Source organism: Pseudomonadota bacterium (assembly GCA_039193195.1).
Lineage (GTDB): Bacteria > Pseudomonadota > Gammaproteobacteria > Steroidobacterales > JBCBZW01 > JBCBZW01.
Map to the genome: position 1 here is coordinate 1 of JBCCWS010000035.1, position 23,261 is coordinate 23,261.

24 protein-coding genes are annotated in these 23,261 nt (G+C 62.7%); 14 read left to right on the forward strand and 10 right to left on the reverse strand.

Features of this window, described 5'->3' with window-relative positions; all coding sequences use genetic code 11:
• The 4 genes from AAGA68_20595 to AAGA68_20610 form a co-directional block, all read left to right on the forward strand.
• Window positions 1–228, forward strand: a 228-nt coding sequence (locus AAGA68_20595; protein MEM9387466.1) for a hypothetical protein, incomplete at its 5' end; no start/stop codon positions are given.
• A gap of 448 nt (window positions 229–676) precedes the next feature.
• Window positions 677–1,291 (forward strand): hypothetical protein, encoded by a 615-nt coding sequence (locus tag AAGA68_20600; protein MEM9387467.1) that lies wholly within the window; start codon window positions 677–679, stop codon window positions 1,289–1,291.
• Window positions 1,292–1,342: 51 nt separating this feature from the next.
• Window positions 1,343–1,714 carry a hypothetical protein gene (locus AAGA68_20605; GenBank protein MEM9387468.1) on the forward strand — a complete coding sequence of 124 codons (372 nt, stop codon included), beginning with the start codon at window positions 1,343–1,345 and terminating at the stop codon, window positions 1,712–1,714.
• A 39-nt stretch (window positions 1,715–1,753) separates the two neighbouring features.
• Entirely contained in the window at window positions 1,754–2,101 is a 348-nt protein-coding gene (locus tag AAGA68_20610; protein ID MEM9387469.1) for a hypothetical protein, read from the forward strand.
• A gap of 238 nt (window positions 2,102–2,339) precedes the next feature.
• Here AAGA68_20610 and AAGA68_20615 read toward each other — a convergent pair whose 3' ends face one another.
• Both AAGA68_20615 and AAGA68_20620 read right to left on the reverse strand, forming a co-directional pair.
• Window positions 2,340–2,645, reverse strand: coding sequence for a hypothetical protein (locus tag AAGA68_20615; protein MEM9387470.1), 306 nt, complete (start codon window positions 2,643–2,645; stop codon window positions 2,340–2,342).
• Between the two features lie 402 nt (window positions 2,646–3,047).
• A complete protein-coding gene (locus AAGA68_20620) occupies window positions 3,048–3,470 on the reverse strand; it encodes a hypothetical protein (GenBank protein ID MEM9387471.1) in 423 nt (140 codons plus the stop codon).
• Window positions 3,471–3,520: 50 nt separating this feature from the next.
• On the opposite strand from AAGA68_20620, the gene AAGA68_20625 reads away from it, so the two are divergent.
• The 3 genes from AAGA68_20625 (at window position 3,521) to AAGA68_20635 (ending at window position 5,743) form a co-directional block, all read left to right on the forward strand.
• Entirely contained in the window at window positions 3,521–3,652 is a 132-nt protein-coding gene (locus tag AAGA68_20625; GenBank protein ID MEM9387472.1) for a hypothetical protein, read from the forward strand.
• Between the two features lie 226 nt (window positions 3,653–3,878).
• Window positions 3,879–4,232, forward strand: a complete 354-nt coding sequence (locus AAGA68_20630; protein MEM9387473.1) for a 3'-5' exonuclease — start codon at window positions 3,879–3,881, stop codon at window positions 4,230–4,232.
• Between the two features lie 74 nt (window positions 4,233–4,306).
• Window positions 4,307–5,743 carry a sodium:solute symporter family protein gene (locus AAGA68_20635; GenBank protein MEM9387474.1) on the forward strand — a complete coding sequence of 479 codons (1,437 nt, stop codon included), beginning with the start codon at window positions 4,307–4,309 and terminating at the stop codon, window positions 5,741–5,743.
• Here AAGA68_20635 and AAGA68_20640 read toward each other — a convergent pair.
• The 4 genes from AAGA68_20640 to aepX all read right to left on the reverse strand — a co-directional run bounded on the left by AAGA68_20640 (window position 5,727) and on the right by aepX (window position 10,624).
• Window positions 5,727–6,965 (reverse strand): hypothetical protein, encoded by a 1,239-nt coding sequence (locus AAGA68_20640; protein ID MEM9387475.1) that lies wholly within the window; start codon window positions 6,963–6,965, stop codon window positions 5,727–5,729. The genes AAGA68_20635 and AAGA68_20640 overlap by 17 nt on opposite strands.
• Before the next feature lie 95 nt (window positions 6,966–7,060).
• Window positions 7,061–8,206: a phosphonoacetaldehyde reductase gene (locus AAGA68_20645; GenBank protein MEM9387476.1), complete on the reverse strand. Its 1,146-nt coding sequence runs from the start codon at window positions 8,204–8,206 to the stop codon at window positions 7,061–7,063.
• A complete protein-coding gene (gene aepY, locus AAGA68_20650) occupies window positions 8,187–9,317 on the reverse strand; it encodes a phosphonopyruvate decarboxylase (GenBank protein MEM9387477.1) in 1,131 nt (376 codons plus the stop codon). The genes AAGA68_20645 and aepY overlap by 20 nt, the downstream gene beginning before the upstream one ends.
• Window positions 9,314–10,624: a phosphoenolpyruvate mutase gene (gene aepX / locus AAGA68_20655; protein MEM9387478.1), complete on the reverse strand. Its 1,311-nt coding sequence runs from the start codon at window positions 10,622–10,624 to the stop codon at window positions 9,314–9,316. Before aepX ends, aepY begins: the two co-directional genes overlap by 4 nt.
• Window positions 10,625–10,790: 166 nt before the next feature.
• Between aepX and AAGA68_20660 the strand changes: the two genes are divergently transcribed.
• Window positions 10,791–11,441, forward strand: a complete 651-nt coding sequence (locus AAGA68_20660; protein ID MEM9387479.1) for a hypothetical protein — start codon at window positions 10,791–10,793, stop codon at window positions 11,439–11,441.
• Here AAGA68_20660 and AAGA68_20665 read toward each other — a convergent pair.
• Both AAGA68_20665 and AAGA68_20670 read right to left on the reverse strand, forming a co-directional pair.
• On the reverse strand, window positions 11,438–12,040 hold the full coding sequence (locus AAGA68_20665; protein ID MEM9387480.1) for an adenylyl-sulfate kinase: 603 nt from the start codon (window positions 12,038–12,040) through the stop codon (window positions 11,438–11,440). The two genes, AAGA68_20660 and AAGA68_20665, sit on opposite strands and share 4 nt — an antisense overlap.
• 38 nt (window positions 12,041–12,078) lie before the next feature.
• The gene (locus AAGA68_20670) at window positions 12,079–12,840 is read right to left on the reverse strand and encodes a class I SAM-dependent methyltransferase (GenBank protein ID MEM9387481.1); all 762 of its coding nucleotides are present in this window, start codon (window positions 12,838–12,840) and stop codon (window positions 12,079–12,081) included.
• A 65-nt stretch (window positions 12,841–12,905) separates the two neighbouring features.
• On the opposite strand from AAGA68_20670, the gene AAGA68_20675 reads away from it, so the two are divergent.
• From AAGA68_20675 to AAGA68_20695, 5 genes are all read left to right on the forward strand, one after another.
• Complete coding sequence (locus AAGA68_20675) at window positions 12,906–14,315, forward strand: fatty acid--CoA ligase family protein (protein MEM9387482.1); 1,410 nt, start codon at window positions 12,906–12,908, stop codon at window positions 14,313–14,315.
• 23 nt (window positions 14,316–14,338) lie between these two features.
• A complete protein-coding gene (locus tag AAGA68_20680; GenBank protein ID MEM9387483.1) occupies window positions 14,339–14,614 on the forward strand; it encodes a phosphopantetheine-binding protein in 276 nt (91 codons plus the stop codon).
• A gap of 13 nt (window positions 14,615–14,627) precedes the next feature.
• Complete coding sequence (locus AAGA68_20685) at window positions 14,628–16,976, forward strand: sulfotransferase (protein MEM9387484.1); 2,349 nt, start codon at window positions 14,628–14,630, stop codon at window positions 16,974–16,976.
• A 94-nt stretch (window positions 16,977–17,070) separates the two neighbouring features.
• Entirely contained in the window at window positions 17,071–17,643 is a 573-nt protein-coding gene (locus AAGA68_20690) for an NUDIX hydrolase (protein MEM9387485.1), read from the forward strand.
• Between the two features lie 308 nt (window positions 17,644–17,951).
• On the forward strand, window positions 17,952–19,160 hold the full coding sequence (locus tag AAGA68_20695) for a macro domain-containing protein (protein MEM9387486.1): 1,209 nt from the start codon (window positions 17,952–17,954) through the stop codon (window positions 19,158–19,160).
• Between the two features lie 38 nt (window positions 19,161–19,198).
• Here AAGA68_20695 and AAGA68_20700 read toward each other — a convergent pair whose 3' ends face one another.
• Window positions 19,199–19,639, reverse strand: coding sequence for a hypothetical protein (locus AAGA68_20700; protein MEM9387487.1), 441 nt, complete (start codon window positions 19,637–19,639; stop codon window positions 19,199–19,201).
• A gap of 67 nt (window positions 19,640–19,706) precedes the next feature.
• The gene (locus AAGA68_20705; GenBank protein MEM9387488.1) at window positions 19,707–21,722 is read right to left on the reverse strand and encodes a hypothetical protein; all 2,016 of its coding nucleotides are present in this window, start codon (window positions 21,720–21,722) and stop codon (window positions 19,707–19,709) included.
• A gap of 283 nt (window positions 21,723–22,005) precedes the next feature.
• Between AAGA68_20705 and AAGA68_20710 the strand changes: the two genes are divergently transcribed.
• Window positions 22,006–23,178: a patatin-like phospholipase family protein gene (locus AAGA68_20710; protein ID MEM9387489.1), complete on the forward strand. Its 1,173-nt coding sequence runs from the start codon at window positions 22,006–22,008 to the stop codon at window positions 23,176–23,178.
• The last annotated feature ends 83 nt before the right edge of the window (window positions 23,179–23,261 follow it).

Genomic DNA, 23,261 nt, shown 5'->3' on the forward strand with positions numbered 1-23,261 from the left:
ATCCTCGACAAGGTTCGGGACAACCCGCGCCGGGTGGTGTTTGCCGAGGGCGAGGAGGACCGCATGATCCGGGCCGCCAACTCGTACGCCTCCGCCGGTCTGGGTTGCGCCTCCTCCCGTGGGACCTGCCACGCTCGTCCTCGCGCCGCGCTCAGGGACAACAACTCGCGTGCGAGTTCATCAACGAACTTCCAACTCAGGACACTAGAGTTTCCTAAGTCCTGCTGACGTCTGCCCCCCGACCCCCTGCTGACTCAGGCGTGCCTACGGTCCCAATCCCAGACTGGGGGTGCCCTGTCGCGTCGCCTTTGTGGCCTCAACGCATTGTCGGTGGCCGTTGCCTACGGTGATCACGCAATCCTGGGTCGTCTACGTGTAGTCGTAGGACTGGCGCTTTTCTCAGCGTTGTCTCGAGATATGCAAGCGGTTCTGTAGCCGCTCGTCCTTCCGTAGGGGAACTCGATTGACGGACTTGCGGCGGATTGCCACTCTCTTCCGCTAGCGAATAGTTATGTTTAGTTAATGGAATAATATGGCTTTTTTTTGATTTCACGCATGACCGGCTTTCGAAGGGGTGGTTTGATGAAGAGAAGAGTGTTCATTCTTTCGCTACTGCATTTGTTGGTGGTGACCTCAGTCTTCGGTGTGGCGCACGGCCAGCGTGGTGGCGGTCACGGTGATCAGAACCATTGATATCTTCAATTCTTTCCTACCGTCTTGCACCACAGTGCTGATTCCGGTCGTGACTAACTTCGGCAGCATCGATTCGTTTGAGTTCATTCTTCGGCCGGTTACCTTCTGTACTGGCACGCGCTCGCTTCTGGCGCAGAACCTCTGCCCTGACGCGTACGCTCTAGTGGATGCATTGGCTGGCGTGCAACGACGGTGCGGATTCAGCTTTGCAGCGAGCGCAGAACCAGGGTTTCTCGACACCGTGCTCGGGAATGTGCACCCTGATAAGGTCCGTGGCGCCATTACCGACATCAGGCGATCCGTCAGGCTTGGTCGCGCTGCTGCCGTGATAGCGACGACGGTCATCATTGCCGACGATCTTACGGTGATTGGTGTCGCCGATGACGTCGGTCTGATCGTCACGATAGGGGGATGGGGGCTCTCGACAGTAGCTGACGTAGCGCTTTCAGGTGCCTTGGCAGTTCTCGGTGAAGCCGAGGATGAGCAGATTCCTGATGTTGGGCCACCACCGTACACAGGAGAGGCATTCGAAACCATGGCCGGGGCATATGCGATCAACCCAGAGTGCGACCCGGTTTCCGACACCTTGGGCCACTAGTTAGCGAACGGTCGTACGCCTTCATCCTCACGGCTCGAGGATAATCTAAAGTTGACCGACTGTTGGTGTGATGGCGCCGAGGAGAATAACCTCCCAACGCAGGCGCACCACACTATGCCGAAGGGCGATGGCCAAGACCTCGTGCTGGCGGAGGAGTTGCGGGCGTGCGCGAGCAATCGACATGACATCGATGTCGATGATAGAGTCAACGGTACCTGCTTGCCGGACTCATCGACCACGGGGCAGGAGGGCAACTCGAGCGCGATTCCGCATCCTGGCAACAGCAGCTTGCTGCACGGCTCCGAAACCATGCAGCTGCTTCTGGATGCCTGCGATACGTTGTCAACGCCAGCGTTTCGCCAGTTTCTGCGCGATGTGGCGAGAGGGTACACTGAGGGAATACCTTTGGGGCCTTTCGTCTAGTTCCGGTTCCCCGTTACCACTCAGCGACGAGGCATCGACGTGGAAATTACTAGCGGCTTCGAGGACCTACCCAAATCACCACTCGGGTGGGATCCAGCTGCGCTGGTGGTAACGGTGGCGAACTTTTCGCTTGAGTGCCTGGAAGCGACCGCCCAGTACCTCACTGATGCGGTGGACTTAGTAGTAGAGGCGCATGCTGCCACTCCCACCCGGGCGTTCCCTATCCGGGTGCGTAGTGGCGGCGGTGAGCTGTCTGAGAGAATGTTCTGGCGTCTGCTGGGTGAGAGTTCTCGTCAGGCAGCCGGGCTCGTATCGCGGTACATCGCGCGAGTGTCAAAGGTTGAGCTTACGATCTACAGCTGGGACGACGCTGTTCTGGGTGTATGAATACCATGATGAGCTGGGAGACGGGCTGACGCCACGGCGTCACTTACCGGAGTCCACGCGGCGTCGGCTTGATTACTGCGCTTGCGTGGCCGACGCCCGCCTCCAGCGGCGCTCGACGTCCAGCCTGCTTACCACCGGGCTTCACGACTATGACATCGACGCGCGGGCGTGGGTGAAGCGGGGTGATTGGTAGGGTCTCTACGCAAGCGGGCGCACCGCGCGAGTGCAGGATCCTTTCCTAGCGTCGGGCCTCGTCACGCCACGCAAAGACGTGCGATTGCGCCTCCAGCGCCCCGGCGAGTTCGCCGAGTGTCGCATCCTCCCGATAGGATCGGTTGAGCACTTCCGTAATGCACTCGGCGGGAAGCGAGGGCATACGCACTCGCAACGCGCAGCTCAGTTCGGCCACGCGCACGAGGTCCAGGTCCAGATCGCTACGTAAATGCGTTTCCAAGGTCGGTCGGTCGTCTGCACTGACGCCGTGCCAGCGGTCGATAGCGGTGATCGCCGCGATGACAATCTCGATTTCACTCAACGTACTCATCAGACTCGCGCTCTCTACTGGCGCCCTGCGGATCGTAGTGTTCGTGCCCCGGGGACGGAGAATGGACAAGCGACTGATCGCACCGGGCCACTCCGGCTGAGACGTTGGTAGGTCATTTGGGATGAGTGAGCTCATGATGCTGTTGCACACGGTTGGATAGGGCGCTGCAGGGCGTCGCTCAGGCGCTTGCGCACGTAAACAACGGAGCAGCAACTCATAGGTGCTCTTTGCAGCGCCGATATCGCACGCGCCGGTGTCAGATCCGATCAATGGGCGCCGCCGCGACCTGCGCACAAAGGGCTGATCCCCTTTACGTGCCTGCTCGTGCTTACCTAGGGGCCGTACCGGTAGGCTAGGGGGTCGCCGGCGAGCGGGTCGCCCCGGGGGCCTCTTCTCAGCGTCTCACCGTTCCTGGATGGGCCAAAACGTACTCGGCGAGGGCACTATGGCCTGTACGTCGCGTGCCGAGCGTAGCAAATGGCTGATCTCATTCCACCAATCAACAGTTGGCTTCACCGGATGCAGGCCGGTGAGAGGCGTTTCGCCAAACGCCTGGTGGGCCGCTTGGTAGATAGGGTGACGCTCAGCGAGTAGCACGGGTGCCAGGGAGAAGCTCACGCGGGGGCTGGCGCAGGCCATCGCGTGATCCACGGCGTCGCAGGCTCTGGCAAGACGATGATCCTGGGGTATCGCTGCCGCCACCTTGCAAAGTTCCTGCGCAAACCTATCTTGGTGCTTTGCTACAACGTGGCGCTCGCTGCTCGCCTTCGCGCCCTCATCGATGAGCACGGCGTAAACGATCGGGTCAATATCTCCAGCATCCATCGCTGGGCAAACACTCCGCTCAGATCCTACAATTTCGCGCCCCGGCGCCGGTGGGAGATAACTTCGACGCAGCGATCGAGTTGCTTATCGAGCAGGTGAGCAAGGGGCGTATTCCCCGCGGCCAGTATGGCGCCATCCTCATCGACGAAGGACATGACTTCAACGCGATTGGCTTCGCCTAGTCGTCGACATGGTAGATCCCGACAGCAACTCCCTGCCGTTGCTTTGCGACGATACGCAATCCCTCTACAAGCGCACCGAAGGGCTCGGCTTCTCGCTCAAGGACGTCGGCATGGAGCGCTGCCCGCGGTACGCGTCTTTGACAGTTTCGAGGAGGAGGCCGCTTACATCGCTCGTATGTGGGGCAAGCTCCACGACGCACGAGGAACCCCTTGGGGCGACATGTGCGTGCACTACTGTCATGGGTGGATGGGGAAAGGGATCAGCGATGCGCTCACGCAAGCTGGCGTGCCTCACGAATGGCTCAAGGACTCTGCGAGCAAGCGCAAGCTGAGCGCGGGGGAACCGACGGTCAAGGTGCTGACCATGCACAGCAGCAAGGGGTTGGAGTTTCCCACTGTCGTGACGGCCGGGATCGGCGCGCTAGGGGGAGATGGAGCACGTCAACGGGAAGATGCTAAGTTGTTGTACGTGGCCATGACCAGAGCTACCGAGAACTTGCTGCTGACCAGCTCGAAAGCCTCGCCCTTTGCCGAGAAGTTGCAGCGAATGGCGGAGCTTCATCGGGAAGCGGTCGCTTAAGCTGACGTGTATCGACTCTTCGAGTCTGTCAGTGTGCCGCTATCCGTGTTGCGCCTTAGGCCCTTGCCCGATCGATGACTTGGATCGACACTTCTATTCTCCTCGCCTACCTGGTGATGCTGATTGCGCTGGGCATCTACGCGCTGCGCAAGCAAGAGACGGTGGAGGACTACTACCTGGCGGGGCGCCGTCTAGGGCCAGTCACCATCGCCTGTCTGTGGATGGCCTCTTGGGTGGGTGGGGCATCCATCGTCGGTTCGTCCTCGCGTGCTTTCGAACTCGGCATCACATCGGTGTGGTACATCGCCGCCATCGCCCTGGGTTGCCTGGTGTTCGGATTGACCATGGCGGCGCGCATTAAGCAGGAAAGCGACGAGCACGCTCACTTCACCTTCCCTGATTATCTCGAACACCGTTTTGATGCCAAGACACGCTTGGTCTCCACGATCGTGATGATGATCTCCTTCGTCGCCGTGTCAGCTGGGCAGTTGGTCGCAGCGGCGGCCATCCTGCAGGTGCTGTTGGGTTGGGAGTTCCATCTGGCGTTGATCGTGGCCGCCGCGGTGGTGGTGGGGTACACGGCAGTCGGCGGTTATCTCGCGGTGACCTACACCGACTGGATGCAGTTCACCTTGCTGCTCGTGGGTCTGGTGGTCGTGGGGATGCCCATCGCGATAGCGAAAACGGGCAGCTGGGCAGATCTGCGTGCAGCTCTCCCGGCCGCTCAGTTCGATCTCGGTGCTTCCGGATGGGGCAACATCGTCTCTCTCGTCGCCTCGATCGTGATGAGCTTCTACGTGAGTATGGACAGCTACACGCGGTGCTATGCCGCACGCGATCCGCAGGCAGCGCGCAACGGAGCGCTGTTGGCCGTGCTGTTCATCATCCCCATGGCCATCTCGGCCACTTGGCTCGGACTATCGGCAGCCGTCCTGTTCCCGGAGGCACAAGTCGCCGATGGGATCCTCACGGTCTTCGTGCTCGAGACCTTTCCCGTAGGGCTCAAGGGCTTGGTGCTGGTGGCCATCCTGGCCGCCATCATGTCGAGTGCCGACATCTGCATACTCTCCGCTTCCGCCAACTACTCGAAGGATCTCCATGCGCGGTTCATCAGCCCTGGTATGGAGGAGGGCGCCATTCTGCGCTTGGGGATAGGAGCCTCGGTGGTGATCGGCCTGTTGGCACTGCTGATGGCGTGGACACTGCAGGACATCATCGGCCTCCTACAGATTTCCTTCACTGTTTTGTCCGCGTCCTTGTTTATCCCCATCACCCTGGCCACCTTCCGCAAGCAGGTCAATCCGACAGCTACCTTCTGGAGCGTTTGCCTATCCTTGATAACGGTGATTGCGTGGCGAACAGCTCAGGGTTTTGGGGCTGCCGGCTGGTTCCAGATCGATCCCCTGTACCCGGGTTTGCTGATCTCTGGTGTAAGCCTTGCCCTGGTGTGCGCGCTGTCGGCAGATCAGCGGCCCACTGGCTCCGCACGAGGGCTCAGCGAGTTCCCGTGAGGCGCGACACCAGAGTGGAGTAGCGGATGATCGGTCGCCGCTGCACGGATACAAGCTCAAAGCCCCGTGCCACTAATGCGGCCTCTACCTCGGGCATGTGCAGCGCGCCCCAGGGAATGACGATGTGTGCGTAGTCCAGCAACGCGCTGTCGAGGGTCCTCAGCAGCTTCTCGTTCCGTAGCGTGAGGATGTCGTGTTCCAAGGTTGTCGGTGGTGCTTGCGAGAACAGCGCTAGCCAGTCTTCCAAGGTGCGGGTCTGCAGCGTCTCACCTACCTTGCTCAAGTAGGCGATCGTCGCCGCTGAGAACTCGCGCGCGTCTACATCAGCATGGCGAATGTGCGGCCAGGGTACGTCGTGTGAGGTGAACGGGGCGGTTGCCTCGCCGTCTGGCGCTGCGCGTTGTTGACCGGTCTCCTGCGCCGTTGATGCCACGCTATTCGCGAGTAATTCAGCGAGTGCCGGTTGCTGCGTGAGGCCGATCGACTGGGCTAAGCCCTGGTAGGACAGCCCAGCGCTGAGCACGGCGTCCACGTCGGTGACGCCCTCGGTGAGCACCACAGTGTCCCGATGGCTTAAGGCGGAGAACAGCGCTTCGTAGCTCGCCTGCTCGCCGAAGTGCACCATGCCGATCAGATCGACCGAGCTGTCTCCATCATGCGCTTGGAAGCGTCGCTGCTCCAGCATGACGGCGTGGCGTGAAAAGGTGATGTAACCTGCAGTCGCCTGAGTGATGCTTGAGAGGATTACAGACGGCGCCGCGAGCACCACCAGTACCACGCTGGCCACGGTGGCGAGCACCGCCAAGCCCGCTGCTCGCCAGAAGGTACTGCGCTTCTCGCCAAGGTCCGTCGGCTGTAGCCACCAGCGCCCCCCGCTGTGCCGACGCAGTCTCACGATCAGGGCAGCGGCCAGCAGTACCTGGGCCAAGGTTAGGGATTTGACCAGCACGTCCGGCGCTACCAGTAGCACCAGCGGCGGTGCCCCGAGCGTTGCCCAAGCGGTAAACGCGCCGATAGTGATGGCAATCGCGGCGGGTGCGCGCGGGCTGATGATCCAAACGATCAGCAGTAATTGGCCGGCGACGGTGGCGAGAAGCGCAGCCCAGTTTCGCGTACTCGCGAGCGTCGCGCACTGACTCGCGCAGGCGGTCAGCTCGTGGACGGCCGACAAGACGGCGTCGAGCGCGAACAGCCATACGGCAAGGTTGATTAGCAGAGTCACCAGGTGGGTGCAGCCAACGAGGGGGAGCCCGTTACGCTACACGAGTGACAGCTGACCTGCACTCGTGCCTGCGGCTGCACGGGGCTTCGCTGAAGTCAGCGCAAGCCCCGGTAAGCCTCGAGCACCGCTTGCTCGCTGATCACTACGGGATTGTTACCGAGGCGCATTAGGTTGATCTCCCTCGCCATGCGCTCCACTTGGCCATCGGAGATCGCAGGTGCGGGCAGTTTCGCCGGCATGCCGAGAGCACGGAGTAGGGCATGGAGCATCTCGGCGGCCTCGTTTGCGTCCCCACACCCGAGTAAGGACCAGAGTTTACGCAGGGTGATCTCCAGTTCCTCTTCCTCCAGTCCGCGCTGAAGCTGCCGTGACGTGCGGTCGGCGTTGATGCGCATGAAGTAGGGCAGGGTGAGCGCCGCGGCGTGGCCGTGAGCGAGGCCGGCGTGCACGGTCAGCGGGTAAGATAGCGCGTGCGCAGCGGTGGTGCGCGAAATGTCGATCGCGCGGCCCGCCAACCAGGCGCCGCGACTGAGAGGGGTGTAGGCCTGCTCAGTGCCCTGCTCCACGGCCTGCTGCAGGTGGGGCAGCAGTTCACGGATGGCCTCGGCAGCGTACTCGCGACTGGCGATCGTGCCGCCTACGGCCCAGTAGGACTCGATGGCCTGGCAGAGGGCGTCGAGGCCGGCGCAGGCCGCGAGTTGTGGCGGAGATGAGCACGCCAGGGACGGATCGACTAGGGCGGCATCGGGGAGCAGGCAGGGATGGTCGAGCGAGTGCTTGATGCCGTCTATGTACAGCGCCGCAAAGCGCGTGACCTCAGCGCCTGTGCCGGCAGTGGTGGGCACGGCGATCAGCGGCAAAGCGGCTCGCTGCGGCATGGTCCCGCTGAGCAGTGCCTCCCTTGGGGACTGGGGCAGCGTGCAAAGCGTGTTGATCGCCTTGGCCATGTCCAGGACGCTACCGCCGCCGATCGCCAGCAGAACATCCGCCTGCCCTTCCCGCAACCAGCTGATCCCTCGCTGCACGTCATCCACGGTGGGGTTGCGCTGAAATTGGCTGAAGTGCCTGACCGTCACATCGGCGCGCAGCATGTCCCTAAGGCGCGCCTTGGCGCCGCAGCCCTCGAAGGATGCTTGGCCGCGGACTAGCGCCACGTGGCGCGCTCCTCCCAGCAGCTCAGGCAGGCGATCGAAGGATCTGCGCCCGACGTGCGTTGGCAGTTCAGTCAGCACCGAGGGCACGCATCAGTTTGCACTTTTGCATCTGGGGCGAATGCGTAGGGCGCCCGAGATCCGCCCGCCATCCTCGGCCGATGCGCGCATCGATAAGACACGGACCTGGCCGGGCTTGGCCAGCGCTTACGGCGCGGGATAGGGTTTCGACGCTCTCCGTGCGTTGCGCATGGCGGTAGCCCAGCGCGGCAGCGACGCTCACCAGATCGATGTCCTGTGCCACCGTCGGCTGGCCACCCACCGAGTCGTGCACGCCGTTGTTCAATACCACGTGCACCAGGTTTGGCGGCGCCAAGCTCGCTAGCGTCGCCAAGCCCCCGAGGTGCATCAAGGCCGCGCCGTCGCCGTCCAGGCAAAGCACCTGCCGTCCGGGCTGGCGCACCGCGATCGCGAGGGCGATCTGCGAGGCATGGCCCATGCCGCCGACGCTGTAGAAGTCCCGTCCATGGTCCTGACCGTGGCGCGTGCGCAGCTCGAACAGTTCGCGACCCGCCATACCTGTGCTGGCCACCATGATCGTCTCGTCAGCGCTGGCCCCCAGCACCGCGTCGATCGCCGCCTCCCGTGTCGGCAGAGCGGATGTTGCCTTCGGTGGCGAATGTTTTTCAAAGGTGCCCGCAGGCACGATCATGGCCGCCGGGCCCTGTCGGTGCTGGGCGGTCTCAAGGAGCTGGGTGAACTGGGCGCGCCAGCGCTCACCGGGCGTATCCAGCACTCCGTGCGCCACGCAGCACGCTTCCAACAAGTGGCGAAGCACGCGCCCTTGCGGCAAGTGCTGCGGTTCGTCCGACCTCCCAGGCTCGCCGCGCCAGCCTATCAGCAGCAGCATGGGAATGCCGTATACCTCCGGCGATGCCAGGGAGAGCAGGGGGTTGATGGCGTTGCCGATGCCGGAGCTTTGCAGGTACACGAGGGGCACACGGGCGCTGGCTAGGTAGTCTCCAAGGGCGAGGCCAATGGCGCCGCCCTCGTTGGCGGCGATCACGTGTTCGCCGGGCGCCAAGGTGTCGAGCTGAGTGCAGAAGGTGGCCAGCACCGAGTCCGGCACGCCGGTGAAATACCCTACGCCCTGCTCGCGCAAGTGAGTGAGCACGGCATGCGGGTCGAGCGGCGGGCTCACGCGCCCGAGTCCTTTGGGCCATCGACGATGGCGAGCGCATCCTTGACAGTCATGCAGTGCTGCTCCGCCTCGTGGGCGCGCCCGTGGGTCAGAATAGACTGCGCTACCGTTTGCATGGCTGGGAAGGCCGCGCGCATCAAATGGTTGGCGTAAAGCACCACGTTGACGCCGGCCGCTTGGAGCTCATGTTCGTAGGCAGTGCCGTAGCTCGAGGGGGCCACCACCAAGGGCAAGCCCACCCCACGCTCCGCGTAGCGACGGCAGAAGGTCGCGATCTCAGAGAGATCCTTGCATACGCTGTGCATCATGATGCCGTCCGCACCGGCCGCTGCGAAGGCCTCGCAACGGGCGAGGGCGTCGTCCATTCCCTGGCCGAGCACCAAGCTCTCGATGCGGGCAATGAGCATAAAGTCGTCGCTGACCTGCGCTTGCTTGCCGGCGTGGATCTTGGCGCTAAAACCCTCGATCGTATCCTGCTGTTGCGCCACGGCGGTGCCGTATAGGGAGTTGCGCTTGAGGCCCACCTTGTCTTCGATCACCACCGCCGAGACGCCGTAGCGCTCGAGCGTACGCACGGTGTAGGCGAAGTGCTCCAGCTTGCCGCCCGTGTCCGCATCGTAGAGAAGCGGTTTGGTGGTGACCTCGAGCACTTCGTCCACGGTGCGCAGGCGCGCGCTCACGTCCACCGCTTCGATGTCCGGCTTTCCGCGTGCGGTTGAGTCCGTAAAGCTCGATAGCCACATGGCGTCGAACTCGCGCTGAACGCCGTCGTGCTCGACGCCAAGGGACTCCACCAGCAAGCCGGACATTCCGTTGTGTACTTCCATCGCCCTGCAGAGGGGCTTGGCGGCCAGCAGGCGCCGCAGGCGGGCGCGGCGCACATCGGGGGTGGTGCCGATGCTCTTGAGCTCCTGGTGGAAGCGCGTGGAGGAGATTCCTTCCGTGTACGGCACTTCGATAAGCTCCGCATTCCACTCGCGAAGCGTATCGATGACTTGCTGGCGGGTGGAGGCTTGCACCCCCGTGCGCCAGTCGTCGCCGTGGACCACAAGGTCGGGGCGCAGCTCGCGCAGGTTGGGGCCGTAGTCGAGGGTGCGCTGTGGGATTACGCGAGTGACGAAGTGCATGCTCTCGATCACGCGCAGGCGCTGGGCGTAGGTGAGGTAGGGCACGCGCTTGTACGAGGCGATGGCCTCATCCGTGAGCAGGCCCACGGTGACCTCACCAAGCTGGGCCGCCCGCTCCAACACGTTGATGTGCCCCGGGTGGATGATGTCCGCGCTCATGCCGACATAAACGGTCTTCATCGGTGTTCTGATCTCCCTTGTTGGCTAGGGCGCTCTGCAGAGGAAGTGGTGCTTGACCGCGGTGGCTGCCGACCCGAATGTCCGACGAGGTATGATGAGCGTGTCTACCCTCATTGATATCCCAGACCTTGTGTGCACGTCCACGTTGAACCGATAGCAGGCCACCATGGATGACCGCCCCCTAGCGCCTCGCGGGTTGCGCCAGAGCGAGAGTGGCAACGTGGTGTCACTGCACCGTCCGCGTTGCCAGCAGCTGTTCATGTTGTACGCGGGGCGCGCGGGCTTCCCAGGTGTGCCGCTCCTGCGCCTGCTGCGGGAGACCGCCTTGGGCGACCGCAACCTAACGCTGCTCAAAGACCCTCACGATCAAAGCTACCTCCACGGCATTGGTGAGGACGCCCCAGACTTCGAGTCTCTGATCGCTTGGCATCATCAACACCTGCGTGAGCGCCCCCACGTTAGCGAGGTCTACGGCATGGGCAACTCAGCCGGTGCCATGGGCGCGATGATGTTCGGCGCCGCCCTGTGTGCGCGCGAGGTGTGGGCCTTCTCGCCGCGCCCAGCGCGCTTCGACAACTTCGACGGCGCGTTGGAGCAGACCATCGAGCTGGTGTCACGCAGCTCACCTGACAGCGCCTACCACGTCCACTACTGCCCCGAAGACGAGGTCGACCGAGAGGTCGCTGAGCGGCTTGCCACCTGCTCCACTGTCACGCTGCACCCTTGGGCCATGGAGGCAAACCACCATCGCCTGATCAACCACCTGATCGATCGAGGCGAGTTGCGCAAACTCTTCCCCGCTTTCTCCGGCTATTAGCGCGTCACCGGTGCGCCAGGGAGGCGTGTGGTCGCTGGGGCCGCTGGCGTGGGGTGCGCGTGTGCGAACCTGGCGAGCACGGCGTCGACCAAAATCGCTAGCGATTGATCAGGCTCCTGAGCCTGCGTGTCCAACACCAACTCCGGCCGGGTCTCACCTGCCCAAGGTTCGTAGGGGTGGGTCACGCCGATGAAGCAGTCGTACTCGCCGCGTGCCGCCCGTGCGTAGTGCCCTTTGCGATCGCGCGCAGCGCAGACCTGCGCCGGGCAATCGAGGTAGACCTCCATGAAGGGCACCAGGTGTTGCCGCGCAAAGGAGCGCATGTCTCGCGTGTGAGAGATGGTAGCCACCACGGCGAGGCGGCGGTCGGCGGTTACGCGGGCAGCCTCATCGACGAGGTGTCTGAGCACCGATTCACGATCTGTCAGCGAGTGGCCGTATCGATCGTCGAGGCGTGCGCGCATATACTCCCCATCGATGAGCAGGGGATCGGCTGCCTGTATTCGGAGTAGACGTTCGCAGAGCCCGCTCGCCAGCGTGCTCTTGCCCGAAGCCGAGAGTCCGCTGATCCACACGGTGCCTACGCCAATACCGCTCATCGCGCTCTCCTTCGCACCAGGCTGCTGCTCGATGCTCGCTACCGCGGCGCTAGCTGCGCCATCCACATTCGTGTGGTGTAGGGCACGGTGATCTGATCCGCAGCGTCTTGCGCGACGATCCGGCCGATACCCTCGACGATCTGAGTAAAGCGCTCGCCCGCCTGGCGTTGCAAGGTGGCGTGCGAGTACCACGCCTCCATCCACGCGTCCACGCCGACCGTGTGCATGACCGGAGCTTCAATGCGCCGCACCTCACCGAACAGGCCGCTCGCGTCTATCTGAGCGCCCTGGTCTTCGCGTCGGCTGCCGTAGCGATAGTCGTCGATGGAACCCTGGATGAAGGCTTCGATGCGCGCCTGCAAGGGATCGTCCAGTTGGCGATGATTCCACATGCAGGCGAACCAGCCGCTCGGGCGTAGGAGTCGCGCTGACTCTCGTAAGGTCATCTGCGGATCGGCGACGCCGAAGCAACTGCCGTAACTAGTGAGTGCGAAGCGCTGGTCGCCGAGGCCCGTGTCCTGCATCAAGGCATCGATCCAGCTGACGTTGCTCGTCCGTTGCGTGCGACGCTCACCGTGGTAGCGCATGCGGTCATTAGGCTCGACGGCGGTTACCTGCAGCTCGCGCGAGGCGAGTTCCACCGTTAGATGCCCGGTGCCGGCGCCAAGGTCGACAACGGGCATGCCCGGCACGAGGGATGCTGTGTTGACGAGCGCATCGATCGCCTCGGCTGCGTAAGCGGGACGGTGGACATAAGCATCCGCCAGGCGGGTGTAATCCCAATCGAGCGCAGTCTTCATGGAGGCTTGCCGATCAACTGCCTTCTTCGTATGTTCTTAGGCGACGGTAGCACAGAAGTTCGATCATGGAAGCACGAAACTGGGTCGAACGATTGTTGATACAACGGGCGGGCGATCCCGAGATCGGTTGCAATACGCTAGGCGACGAGTTGGAACGCGTGCCCTACGCGGCGCTGCCGGAGCAGGTGCAGCTCATCGGCGACAGGTTGGTCGCCGGTGGCATGGGCGAGCGTGAACACGTCGCCCTCGAGTGCGAGAATTCCCTGCCCACGCTGCTGACGCTGCTGACGCTGCTAGCACAAGGGCGCAGCGTCGTGCTGCTGCCCAGGGGGGTGCAGGCGCCAACGCCTCCCTTTTGCCGCGTGCGAGTCCTCGCCCAAGCGTCGAGCGGGCCAGGGGCGGATGTGTCAGTCGCGACCAACAGTTCGTGGTGCGGGGCGGAGGCCGTGGAGTCACGCCTGTACGTCCGCACGTCGGGAACCACCGGTGCTGCCAAGCTCGCCGTGCACACGCTGCAAGCCCTCGAGCAGAACGCACGGAACTGCGTTGAGCGATTTGCCCTTGGACCTGAGGACCGGGTGGTCATGCCCGTCGCGCAGGCACACATGTTCGGATTGGGTGCGGGGCTCCTGCCGGCCCTGTTGGCAGGCGCCAGCATCGAGCTGCAGGCAAAGGCCAATGTGCTCACTTACTTCGCGCGGGAGCGAGCCTTCGAGCCCACCGTGGCGTACCTCACGCCCGCCTTCTGCCAGGCGCTGCTTCGGGCGCGGCGAGGCCAGCACTCCTATCGGCTGACTGTGACTGCTGGCGATCGAATCGCCGAAGATGTGTTCCGCGAGTACGAGCGCGTCCACGGCTCGCTGGTGTGCTTGTACGGCAGTACGGAGCTCGGGGCTATCGCCGCATCGAGTCCAACCCTGTCCCTGGACGCTCGCGCGGTGAGCGTGGGTCACGCCATGACCGGCGTTACCCTGCGCGTGCTCGGCGAGGAGGGCGAGGTGGGGGAGTTGGCAGTGGAGCACCCCTGTGGGTTCTCTGGCTATGCGAACGCACAGGGCGAGCCGGAACGGCCTAGTGGGGGTTCAGCGCATCGCACGGCGGATCTGGGCCGGCGTCTCGCCGATGGCCGTCTCCAGGTGTTGGGGCGCCTCGATCATCGCGTCAAGCGCGATGGCAAGATGGTCGCCTACAGCGATGTGGAGGCGGCCCTAGAGTCGCTGCCCGCTTTGCATAGGGTCGTGGCCTTCGCAGACCATAGCGCCGTGCCGGGCCCCAGAGGGAGCCTGCTGGTGGCCTGCTACAGTGCCGAGCAGGCGCTCGATTCCAAGGTGCTGCGGCGGGCCAGTTTGAACGTACTCGAGCGACACGCGATGCCAGATCGTTTTGTGCACATCGCCGAGTGGCCCACGCTCCCAAGTGGCAAGATCGATCGGCAGGCCCTAGTCGAGCAGCACCAGCGGTTGCAAGACCACTAAGTAGAACTATAGGGAACGCTTCCATGGACGCTGAAGCCCATCCGAGTACGCTCGACACGCTGCGCACGTTGATTGCGAGTGAACTCGCCCTCCCTGTCGATGCCCAAGGGATCAGCAGCAGTACCAAGCTGTTTGACGGTGGTCTCGGTCTCGACTCCTTCGCCGTCGTAGAGCTCATCACCCTGATCGAGGAACGTTTCGCTTTTCAGTTCGCCGAGGCAGATCTGCGTCCAGAGCGTTTCGAGGACCTGGGTACGTTGGCCTCCTTGGTTGACGAGCGAACCCAGCACATCAGTTAGGCGAGACGGCACCATGGCATCTCTTGGCCCCAAACGGATTCTCTACGCATCGCCCGTCGAACCCTCTGGCGCCTCATGGCTGCTGAATTGCTTCTTGGAGTTGGATATTCAGGTCAACCACAAGCCGGTGGTCGATAAGGTTTGGCGCAACGTGACGCCGCGACCACCCACCGATCGCATGTGGCTCGACCCCGGCGACGACCGAACTCGCCAGCTCGATCCCAAGGCCAACGAGATCCGTAAGTGGCTACCTGCTATCGGTCGCCGCGAGCGCTTCGAGTTTCGCGACGATGTGATCGTCGAGTACGTGCAGGACATGGCCACTCGTGAGCATCAGGCGCAACCCGCGCTGTTCTTCGTCCGTGATCCGCGCGATGCGATCTACTCTATGTTCAAACGTCGCCCGCGGGAGCAGTCGCTGGACACGTTTCTCGACTTTCCGCATCCGGCCACCCTGCTCGATCGCATCGATCAGTGGGCCCTGCACGCGTCGAGTTGGCTGACGCACCCCCACGTCCAGGTCTTTCGCTTCGAGGACTACAAGGCGGACGCCAAGGGTCTGCTCACGCGTATCCTCGCAGTGCTGCAGATCGGTGCTTCGGCGGTCGAGATTGAGCGCGTCGTAGCCCTATCTACCTTCGAGAAGGCTCGGGCTGGCGAGGCGAGGTACCGGGCGCGACATCCCGGTGATCAAGAGACTGCCAACCGTGCGGGCAAGGTGGGTGACTGGAAGGCTCAGGCGGAAGCGGCCGCACTTGCCGCGCGGGTGGCGGACCAAGCCGGCAGCGTCCTGAGGAGCCTTGGGTACGACGTCGATGCGCGCCAGTCCCGGCTGCGCGGCCTGGCGTCGATCTCGCGCCTCGATGCCTGTCGCAGCCTACCGGTAGCGCAGACCCTGTTGGCGGGTACGAGCGAGCATGCCGTCAAGCAGTCGCACCAGCGATTGGTCAGCTACGCGCAAGATCTCAACCGCGATGCGCTCGCTAACGCCGGCCTCGCCAGCCAGGAGCTACGCCAGCTCTTGGATACCTACGTTGAGTATCTGGGTGATCAACATCCTGACCTTGCCAACCGATTAGGTGAGATGCGCGCGAGCTTCGAGGATGGCGCCGACTACCAGTTCGAGCGCGTCAGGGCCTTGCTCGCCCACCGTCGGGCCACCAAAGACCTGCCGCTGCTGCAAGCGCCGCAGGCATTGATCGGTCACGGCGTCACCGCCAGTGGACTCGATCCTGAAGATGCGCACGGCCACCTGCAAGGCCTTGACCGCGAGGCCCTCGGCGCGCTTTGCGATGGCTTTGCTAGAACCCCTTTGCGCTTCAGCTTCTTTGGCCGAAAGCGCGTGGAGCAGGCGCTGATCGACGCCATCGCTAAGCAAGTACTACTGCGCCACCATCAGGCGAGGGCGCGAGCGCTTGAGAAGCTCGAGCTAGCACCGGCGATTGCGATCGTCGCGCCTTTCCGTAGCGGGACCACCTTACTGCAGCGCCTGCTGGCGCAGGATCCGGCGAATCGCTACACGCGCTCCTGGGAGGTGTTTCAGCCGCCGCCAGCAGCGCCCACGCTGCGCGGCGATGTGCGCTACTTCGCTGAGGACGCGCGGGTGGCCAGCACTCGCCGCTTCGTGGAGGGGCTGCACCGGCGCCACCCGCGACTTGCCGATCTTCACCCCACGGACGCCGTGACGGCGGAGGAGTGCTTTGGTCTGCTCGAGTCGAGCATGAAGTCGCACAGCTTCATGCTGCACGGGGCCGTGGACGGCTACCTCCCGTGGTTAGACGCTCTAGGCCCCGAACACTGGAGAGCGGCGTACGCCGACTATGCAGATCAACTACGCTTGCTCCAGTGGTGGTTTCCCGGCGATCGATGGGTGCTCAAGAGCCCCTTTCATCTGTGGCAGCTCGGCGCGCTGGTGAAGGCTGTGCAACCTCGCGTGGTGGTGCAAATCCACCGCCCAGCGGCGCTCTGCGTGGTGTCGTTTTGCGAGTTGCTGCAGGCTACCTTCGAGTCTCTGGGCGCGCCTGTGGATCCCAGGTGGATCGGGGGGATCGCACGCGAGGCAATGTGTCGCGCGGTGCAGCGCAACGGCGCCGATCGCGCGCGGCTTGCGCCTCGGCTCTTCTACGACGTGGATTATCGCGAGTTGGTGCAAGAGCCCATCGAGACCGTGCGCCGGCTCTACGCGCACGCAGGATTTACTCTCGATGACCCGACGGCGATGCGGATGCACCGCTGGCTGCGCGAAGGCGAGACCCAAGCGCGTCGCGGGCGCCGCGCGCAGCCCGCCGATTTCGGCCTCCAGGCAGATGCCCTCGAAGAGGAGTTTAGCTGCTACCGACAGTTCGCCCCTGCGTCCGGCTAACTTCGCGCCGCCCCCGGAAAAGGGGCAACCGACCGCCCGTCCTTCAGGTGTAGACTGGCCGCACAGTCATGTGAATGTCCGGTGGTCAGCCGCTATGGATCGGAAAGTCAAAGTCAAAGGTAAGGACCGTCTAAGCGATGGGTTCTTGAAGATCGACAAGGCGACCGTAGAGTACGAGACCTTCTCCGGCGGCACCCGCACGGCTCAGGTAGAGAGCCTCGAGCGTGGAGACTCCGTCGCGGCAGTGATTCTCGATCGCTCCTGCGATGAACTGATCTTCGTCGAGCAGTTCCGCTACCCCACGCTGGCCCACGGTCCCGGGTGGATTGAGGAGCTGGTGGCAGGCGGCGTCAAGGCCGGCGAGGAGCCTGGTAAGGCGCTCGAGCGCGAAGTGCTCGAGGAGATCGGCTTCGAGGTCGAATCGTTGGAGGGTATAGGCACCTTCTACGTGTCCCCGGGGGGCTCCTCCGAACGCATCATGCTCTACTTTGCAACGGTCTCCGCGCAAAGCCGTTGCAACGATGGCGGCGGCAGAGATGATGAAGGCGAGGACATTCGGTTGGTTCGCTTGCCTGCTAATGATCTCGCTAGTGCGCTCGAAGCGAAGCGTTTCGTCGATGCGAAGACTCTTATCGGGTTGATGTGGTTCCAGAACCGAAAGCCCTAGCTTTTGTTCGGCTTACGGGATGAGGAGGGGCAATGGCGAAGAAGAAGGCGGTCCCGTCTAAGCAGGCCTCGGCGAGAGGCAGACCATCTTCTCCAGTCAGCGCGGAGCCGGTGGCCGCTGGGGAGATAAACGCCGAGCTTGACGACGAACCCAAGCGGTCCCGCAGTTGCTTCGTGATTATGCCTTTCGGATCGAAGATCGTTGAGGGGAAATTTACGCGCAGCGCCCGCAGAAAGGGGGCAAAGGCTGCTCAAAGCGCTCACTTTTGGAGTCCGCCGGAAGACGAGGTCGTTAGTCGAAAGGAGTTCATGCTCGACTACAACAAGCTGTACAGGAACATCATCAAGAAAGCTGTTGAGGCGGTAGCAGACTTCCAGATCGAAGTGAAGCGATGCGACGAGATCCCCCGATCAGGTTGGATCCACGAGACGATGATTCGAGAGATCGCGACGGCAGACATCGCCATTGTAGATATCACTGGACTCAACCCGAACGTCTTTTTCGAGCTGGGCGTGCGGCACTCGCTAAAGAAGGGGCTCACCATCCTCGTTCAGCTCGATCAGGCAAATCAGCGTATCCCCTTCAATATTGCAGGGATGTCAGTCGTCAAGTATGCGGCTGATGATGACGCTGCAGCTATAGAGCAGATTCACCAAATGCTCAGCGCCAATCTGGCGCGCGAAGATCATGTCGACAGTTTGGTCTTCAAGACCTTGCCAGACCTGAGGGTTGAGCCTTTCCGCCCAAAGCAGGAAATGCAGCGAGTGTTTCATTCGTACGCCATGCCGACGGAGGAGGGAACATCAAAGGTGGGGCGCTCGCGTGCGCGCGCATCGGCGCCTGGCAAGCGCACAATTGGCGTGGTCACTGGTGATATCTCGCACGTTACCGATATCGATGTATGGGTGAGCTCGGAGAACACGGAGATGATGATGGCGCGATACCACGAGCGCGCCATCTCAGCGGTAATACGCTATTGGGGGGCCGAGCGTGACGAGTCGGGCCACGTGATTCAGGACCTCATCCAGGAGGAGCTCACGCGAAAGCTTCGCCAGCGCAACTCGGTGCCGGCAGGTCATGTCGTTGCGACCGGCGCCGGGGCGCTGCAGGAGTCTCACGGCGTGGGGTGGATCTTCCACGCAGCGTCGGTGATCGGGCAAGTGGGTGGGGGCTATAAGCCGATCGCGGATGTGAACGCGTGCATCGACAACGCGCTACGCCTCGCCGAGTGTGACGAGTCGTTAAAGCTGGATACTGTCAGCTCGTCGAGAAAGCCACCTACGTCAATACTGTTCCCAATCTTTGGAACAGGCCAAGCGAAGTCATCGCTCGATGATGCGATTTTGGGACTCGTGCGTACCGTGCGTCGCCACTTCGAAGTGTCTCCGGGCAGCCGAATTCAACAGGTCTACTTCATTAGCCCAACCGTGGAAGGCACGGAGGTGTGTAACCGAGTCTTCGAGCGACTCGAGTTCAAGCCGATAGGCACAAGCGGCAGTCTACCGAGACTCGGCTGAACGCAAGGAGATGCTGCAAGAATCTGCGCGTGCCGAGATCAGCGCTGGGCACTTCCCGGCGGCATTGGCTCGTAGCGTTTGGCGAACTCCTCCGCGCTGTTGTAGTACAGCTCGCCATCCTTATTCTGAAGCACCCAGGCCCCTACCGGTACCTCCGCTTCCATCTCCACGCGACCATCCACTTCGGTGACGATGCGCGTAGGCTCCTTCACCTGCATGGCGCGCACGGGAGTGACCTTGATGTAGTGGTGCGGTGCTTCTGGCAAGGGCTTGTGGGTAGTGAAGAAAACCTGTAGGTCAACGCCGTACTCAGGGCTCTCGGAGACGATCACCACGTGCGGGCCGTCGAACTCCTGGACTCCCCAGGAAAGCTCGTACCGGCGCGGTTCCCATCGCAAGCGCGCCTCCTTCGGCCTGGCCTTAGCAACGAAGTGCTTGCTGTTGGAGTCGTCTAGCTGTTGTACGATCTTAACGGACATTGGGTGCGGTCCGGAATGGCTCTCGAGAGGTTCAGCCTACCACGTGTCGAACGGCGGTCAGCGGGCGTTACTCGGTGAGGGTCGCGCTGTCGATAATCTGCACCTCCACGTTCCCCGCCTCTCGCGCGAGCTGCACCATCTGCGCGGTGCCGCCCGCTCCCGCTTCCTGCTTATCCCATAACACCAGCATGCCGGTGCGTGCGGAGCGCGACGCCAATGCCATGCTCATCACCCAACGGTTGCCTCGATCCCACGGGTCAGTATCCGATTCGGCTAGCCAGCGGGGTAGCCCTGGGCGATCGCTTAGCGCGCGCACTGACCGTGCATCGGACTCGGCGAGGCGGATAAAGCGGGTGCGCCACTGATCGAGTTCGCCGAACACTTGCCCTGCGTATGCGTTCGCCGGCATGGGTAGGCACATGGTGCTGCGGATGCCGAGTTCATCACAGATTTCGTGCGCCAGGATGTCCGCGCCCGGGGCACCGGATGCCAGAACGTGGATTTCGTGGGTGTCCCGAAGGCGCTTGTGAAGCGCGCTGATCTGGGCCTTGAGCAGCTGTCGCGCCTTACCCTCGGCCTGCGCGGGAAACCTCTGAGCATCTGGCCCCGAGTCTATCGTGTGCCCACCCACTACGAGTAGGTAGCTCTCCCTGTGCGCCGACGCATGCGCGGCAGGGGGTGGCGTTTGTGACGCATCGATCGCGGCTATGATCTTGGTGGCGAGCTCTGCCTTGATGCCCAGCCGCATGAACAGATCTAGCTGGCCTTTAGCAGCTCCCCAGGCGAATGGGTGATCTGGCGGAACCGCGTCCTCGTAGGCCGCGATGACTCGTTGGGTGCGTTCGGCGACCAGGAACTGAAGGTCTGCCTTGCTGATTTCGGGCCACGGCGCGGGTGTCGTGCCCTGCGCGATGTCCGCGTCGATCGCTTCTGGGACGAGGTGCTCCAGTGTGGTGAGCTCGCGGGCGAGCTGCTGCTTGTAGCTGTCCGCCTCGTCATCCGTGTCGAAGGCGTTGTACCACTCCTGAGACTCACTCAGTTCGCGCAGCACGCTTCCCATCTGCAGCGCCGTCAGACCTGGATAGAACGCGTTTAGGTCCCGTAGGTAAGCCTGCCGGTAGCCCTTGTAGGCGTTTATCAGTTCTCGGTTCATCGCCGCCGCCCGGCTGCTCGCAAGATCCGGCGCTGCCTCCACCCTTTGGCGCCAGCGGGACTTCAGGTTGCGAGCGCGCAGGGCCTCTGCCTCGGCCCGTAGGGACTTGGCGAGATCGGTCCGCGCCAGCACCCTCTCGATCGCTTGATCAGACTTGATCAGCGTGTCGGACTGATGGTCTTGGCGGAAGAGACGCTCGTAGATGTTGCCGAGCGCGAGGTTGGCGTCGATGTCGTCGGGATCGTTGGTGACGATTTGCGTGTAGTTGTCGCGTGCGCCATCCCAATCCTCCAGCGCCCACTGCGCTTCGGCAATCAGCTTCAGTCCCGGCCACTCGAAGCGTCGCCCACGTACTTCATCGGCGAGCAGCGCCAGCCATCCCACCGCCTTGGCCGCCTTGGCTCGTGCGACCTCCTCCGCGAAGTCTGCGGGGGCACCGGTGACGTGGCTAGGGTCGGCTTCTGCAAGGCCCTCCATCATGGCGAACACCGGGCTGTCCGTTTCCCGGTCGCTGTTCATCGCGGCGTGCAGCACTCGGGTCAGGCTCTCCACGCTGGCGGCGGGGGATGCAGGGTCGTAGGGTTGGTATCGATCTGTGAGGAGATCGAAGGGTGTGGCGTCCGCAAAGCCCTCGCCGCGAATCATCACCGTGCGCTTTTTGCGCAGCGCGTGGCGAATCCCGAGCTCATAAAAGACATTGGCGTTGTGCACCGTGATGTCGGCGATCACCAGGTCCGCTTCAAGGATCAGCTTGAACATGTCCTCACGGATACTCCCGGGTTCGACGATCCGCCCAGTCGTGCCGCCCTCGAGTCCTGCAGCGTCCAGCGCAGGTTGAATCAGGTCATCGTGAACGACTTCGAAATTGATCGCTTTCCCGTTGTTGTCCTTCTTCACGTTGAAGGGACGAATGACGAATGCTCTTGCCATCTGGATTCCTTCGGTGACTTGCGTCTCGCCGCCTGATGGGAGTTACCATGTGAGTGTGGAGTAGCGCGGCGTTATGGCACCCGTGCCTGCGCCGCATGCTGCGGCGAAGCAGAGCGCTTTAGCGCCTGTCGATACCGCCTACTTTACTCAAAGCGGCTACGCAGCCGCCCCTGAGATAAACGGCCGTATGCAGACACTACCTGACGATGGGGCGTGGGCGCATGGAGGGACCGGTCGCCGCGCTGCGTCTCAGCGAGGATGAATAAACACGGAGAGCTTAATCATGGCCGATCTGGATAGGACCTTATGGGGGCCTCTGGCGGAGCGATACTCCAAGCCCGGCCCGCGCAAGATGTTGTCCCTCGATGGAGGGGGGATCCGGGGCCTAATGACCGCCAAGGCGTTGGTTAGGCTGGAGAAGCTCCTGGCAGATCGCGTCGCCGAGGGCAGCGAGGGGTTTCGCCTCTGCGACTACTTCGACTACGTGGGGGGGACTAGCACCGGTGCCATCATGGCGGCCGCCATCGCCCGCGGAATGAGCGCCACCGAGTTGCTCAACTTCTACAGAGACTTCGGTAAGGAAGCGTTCACTAAGCGCAGCATCTTCTTGCGTTGGCGCTCTCTTTACGCCGACGGCAATTTGCAACGCAAGCTGCAAGAGGTATTCGGCGAGCGTACTACGCTCTTTCCGCAGGACCTCAAGACCCTCTTGCTCGTGGTCACGCGCAACGCGACGACGGATTCCGCTTGGCCGATCAGCAGCAATCCAGACGCCAAGTACAACGATCCGCGCAGCAGTCAGTGCAACCTGAAGTTTCCTCTTTATCAAATCGTCCGAGCTAGCACGGCAGCGCCCGTGTACTTTCCCCCTGAAGTGATTCAAGTCGATGAGCGCGGCAAGAGCTTTGTCTTTGTCGATGGGGGTACTACGCCCTACAACAATCCCGCGTTTCTCATGCATCGGATGGCGACCGACCCTGCCTACAATCTGAACTGGGAGGCGGGGGAGCAGAACCTGCTCGTGGTCTCCTTTGGCACCGGCTCGGCACCGGTACTCGGAGACTCGGCGGAGGAGCCGGGCACGAACCTCGCGGAGTCCTTGGCGAACACGCTGAAATCGGTGATGGCGCAGACCTTGGTGGAACAGGACATGAACTGCCGCACCATCGGGCGCTGTCAGTACGGTCGACCGTTGGATCGAGAGGTAAGCGATTTGATGCCGCGGGATGGACAGGGGCGCAAGATACCGCTCACGACAGACTTGGGTCGTCGCTTCCTCTACCTACGCTATGACGTGGAGTTGACGCGGGAAGGCTTGGACGAGCTGGGGCTGCCCAACGTTGATCCCTCAAAGGTGTCGAAGCTCGACTCCACCGAGGGTATGCCGGAGTTGGAGCAGATGGGCGAGAAGGTCGGTGAACTCATCGACTTGGAGGACTTCGGTCGCTTCGTATAGTGCCGCCATCGTCGTAAGTCACTGTTCGCGCGGCGCAATCGTGATGGGGGTTCTCGGGTTGCTCAGTGGTTGCTCAGCGCTAA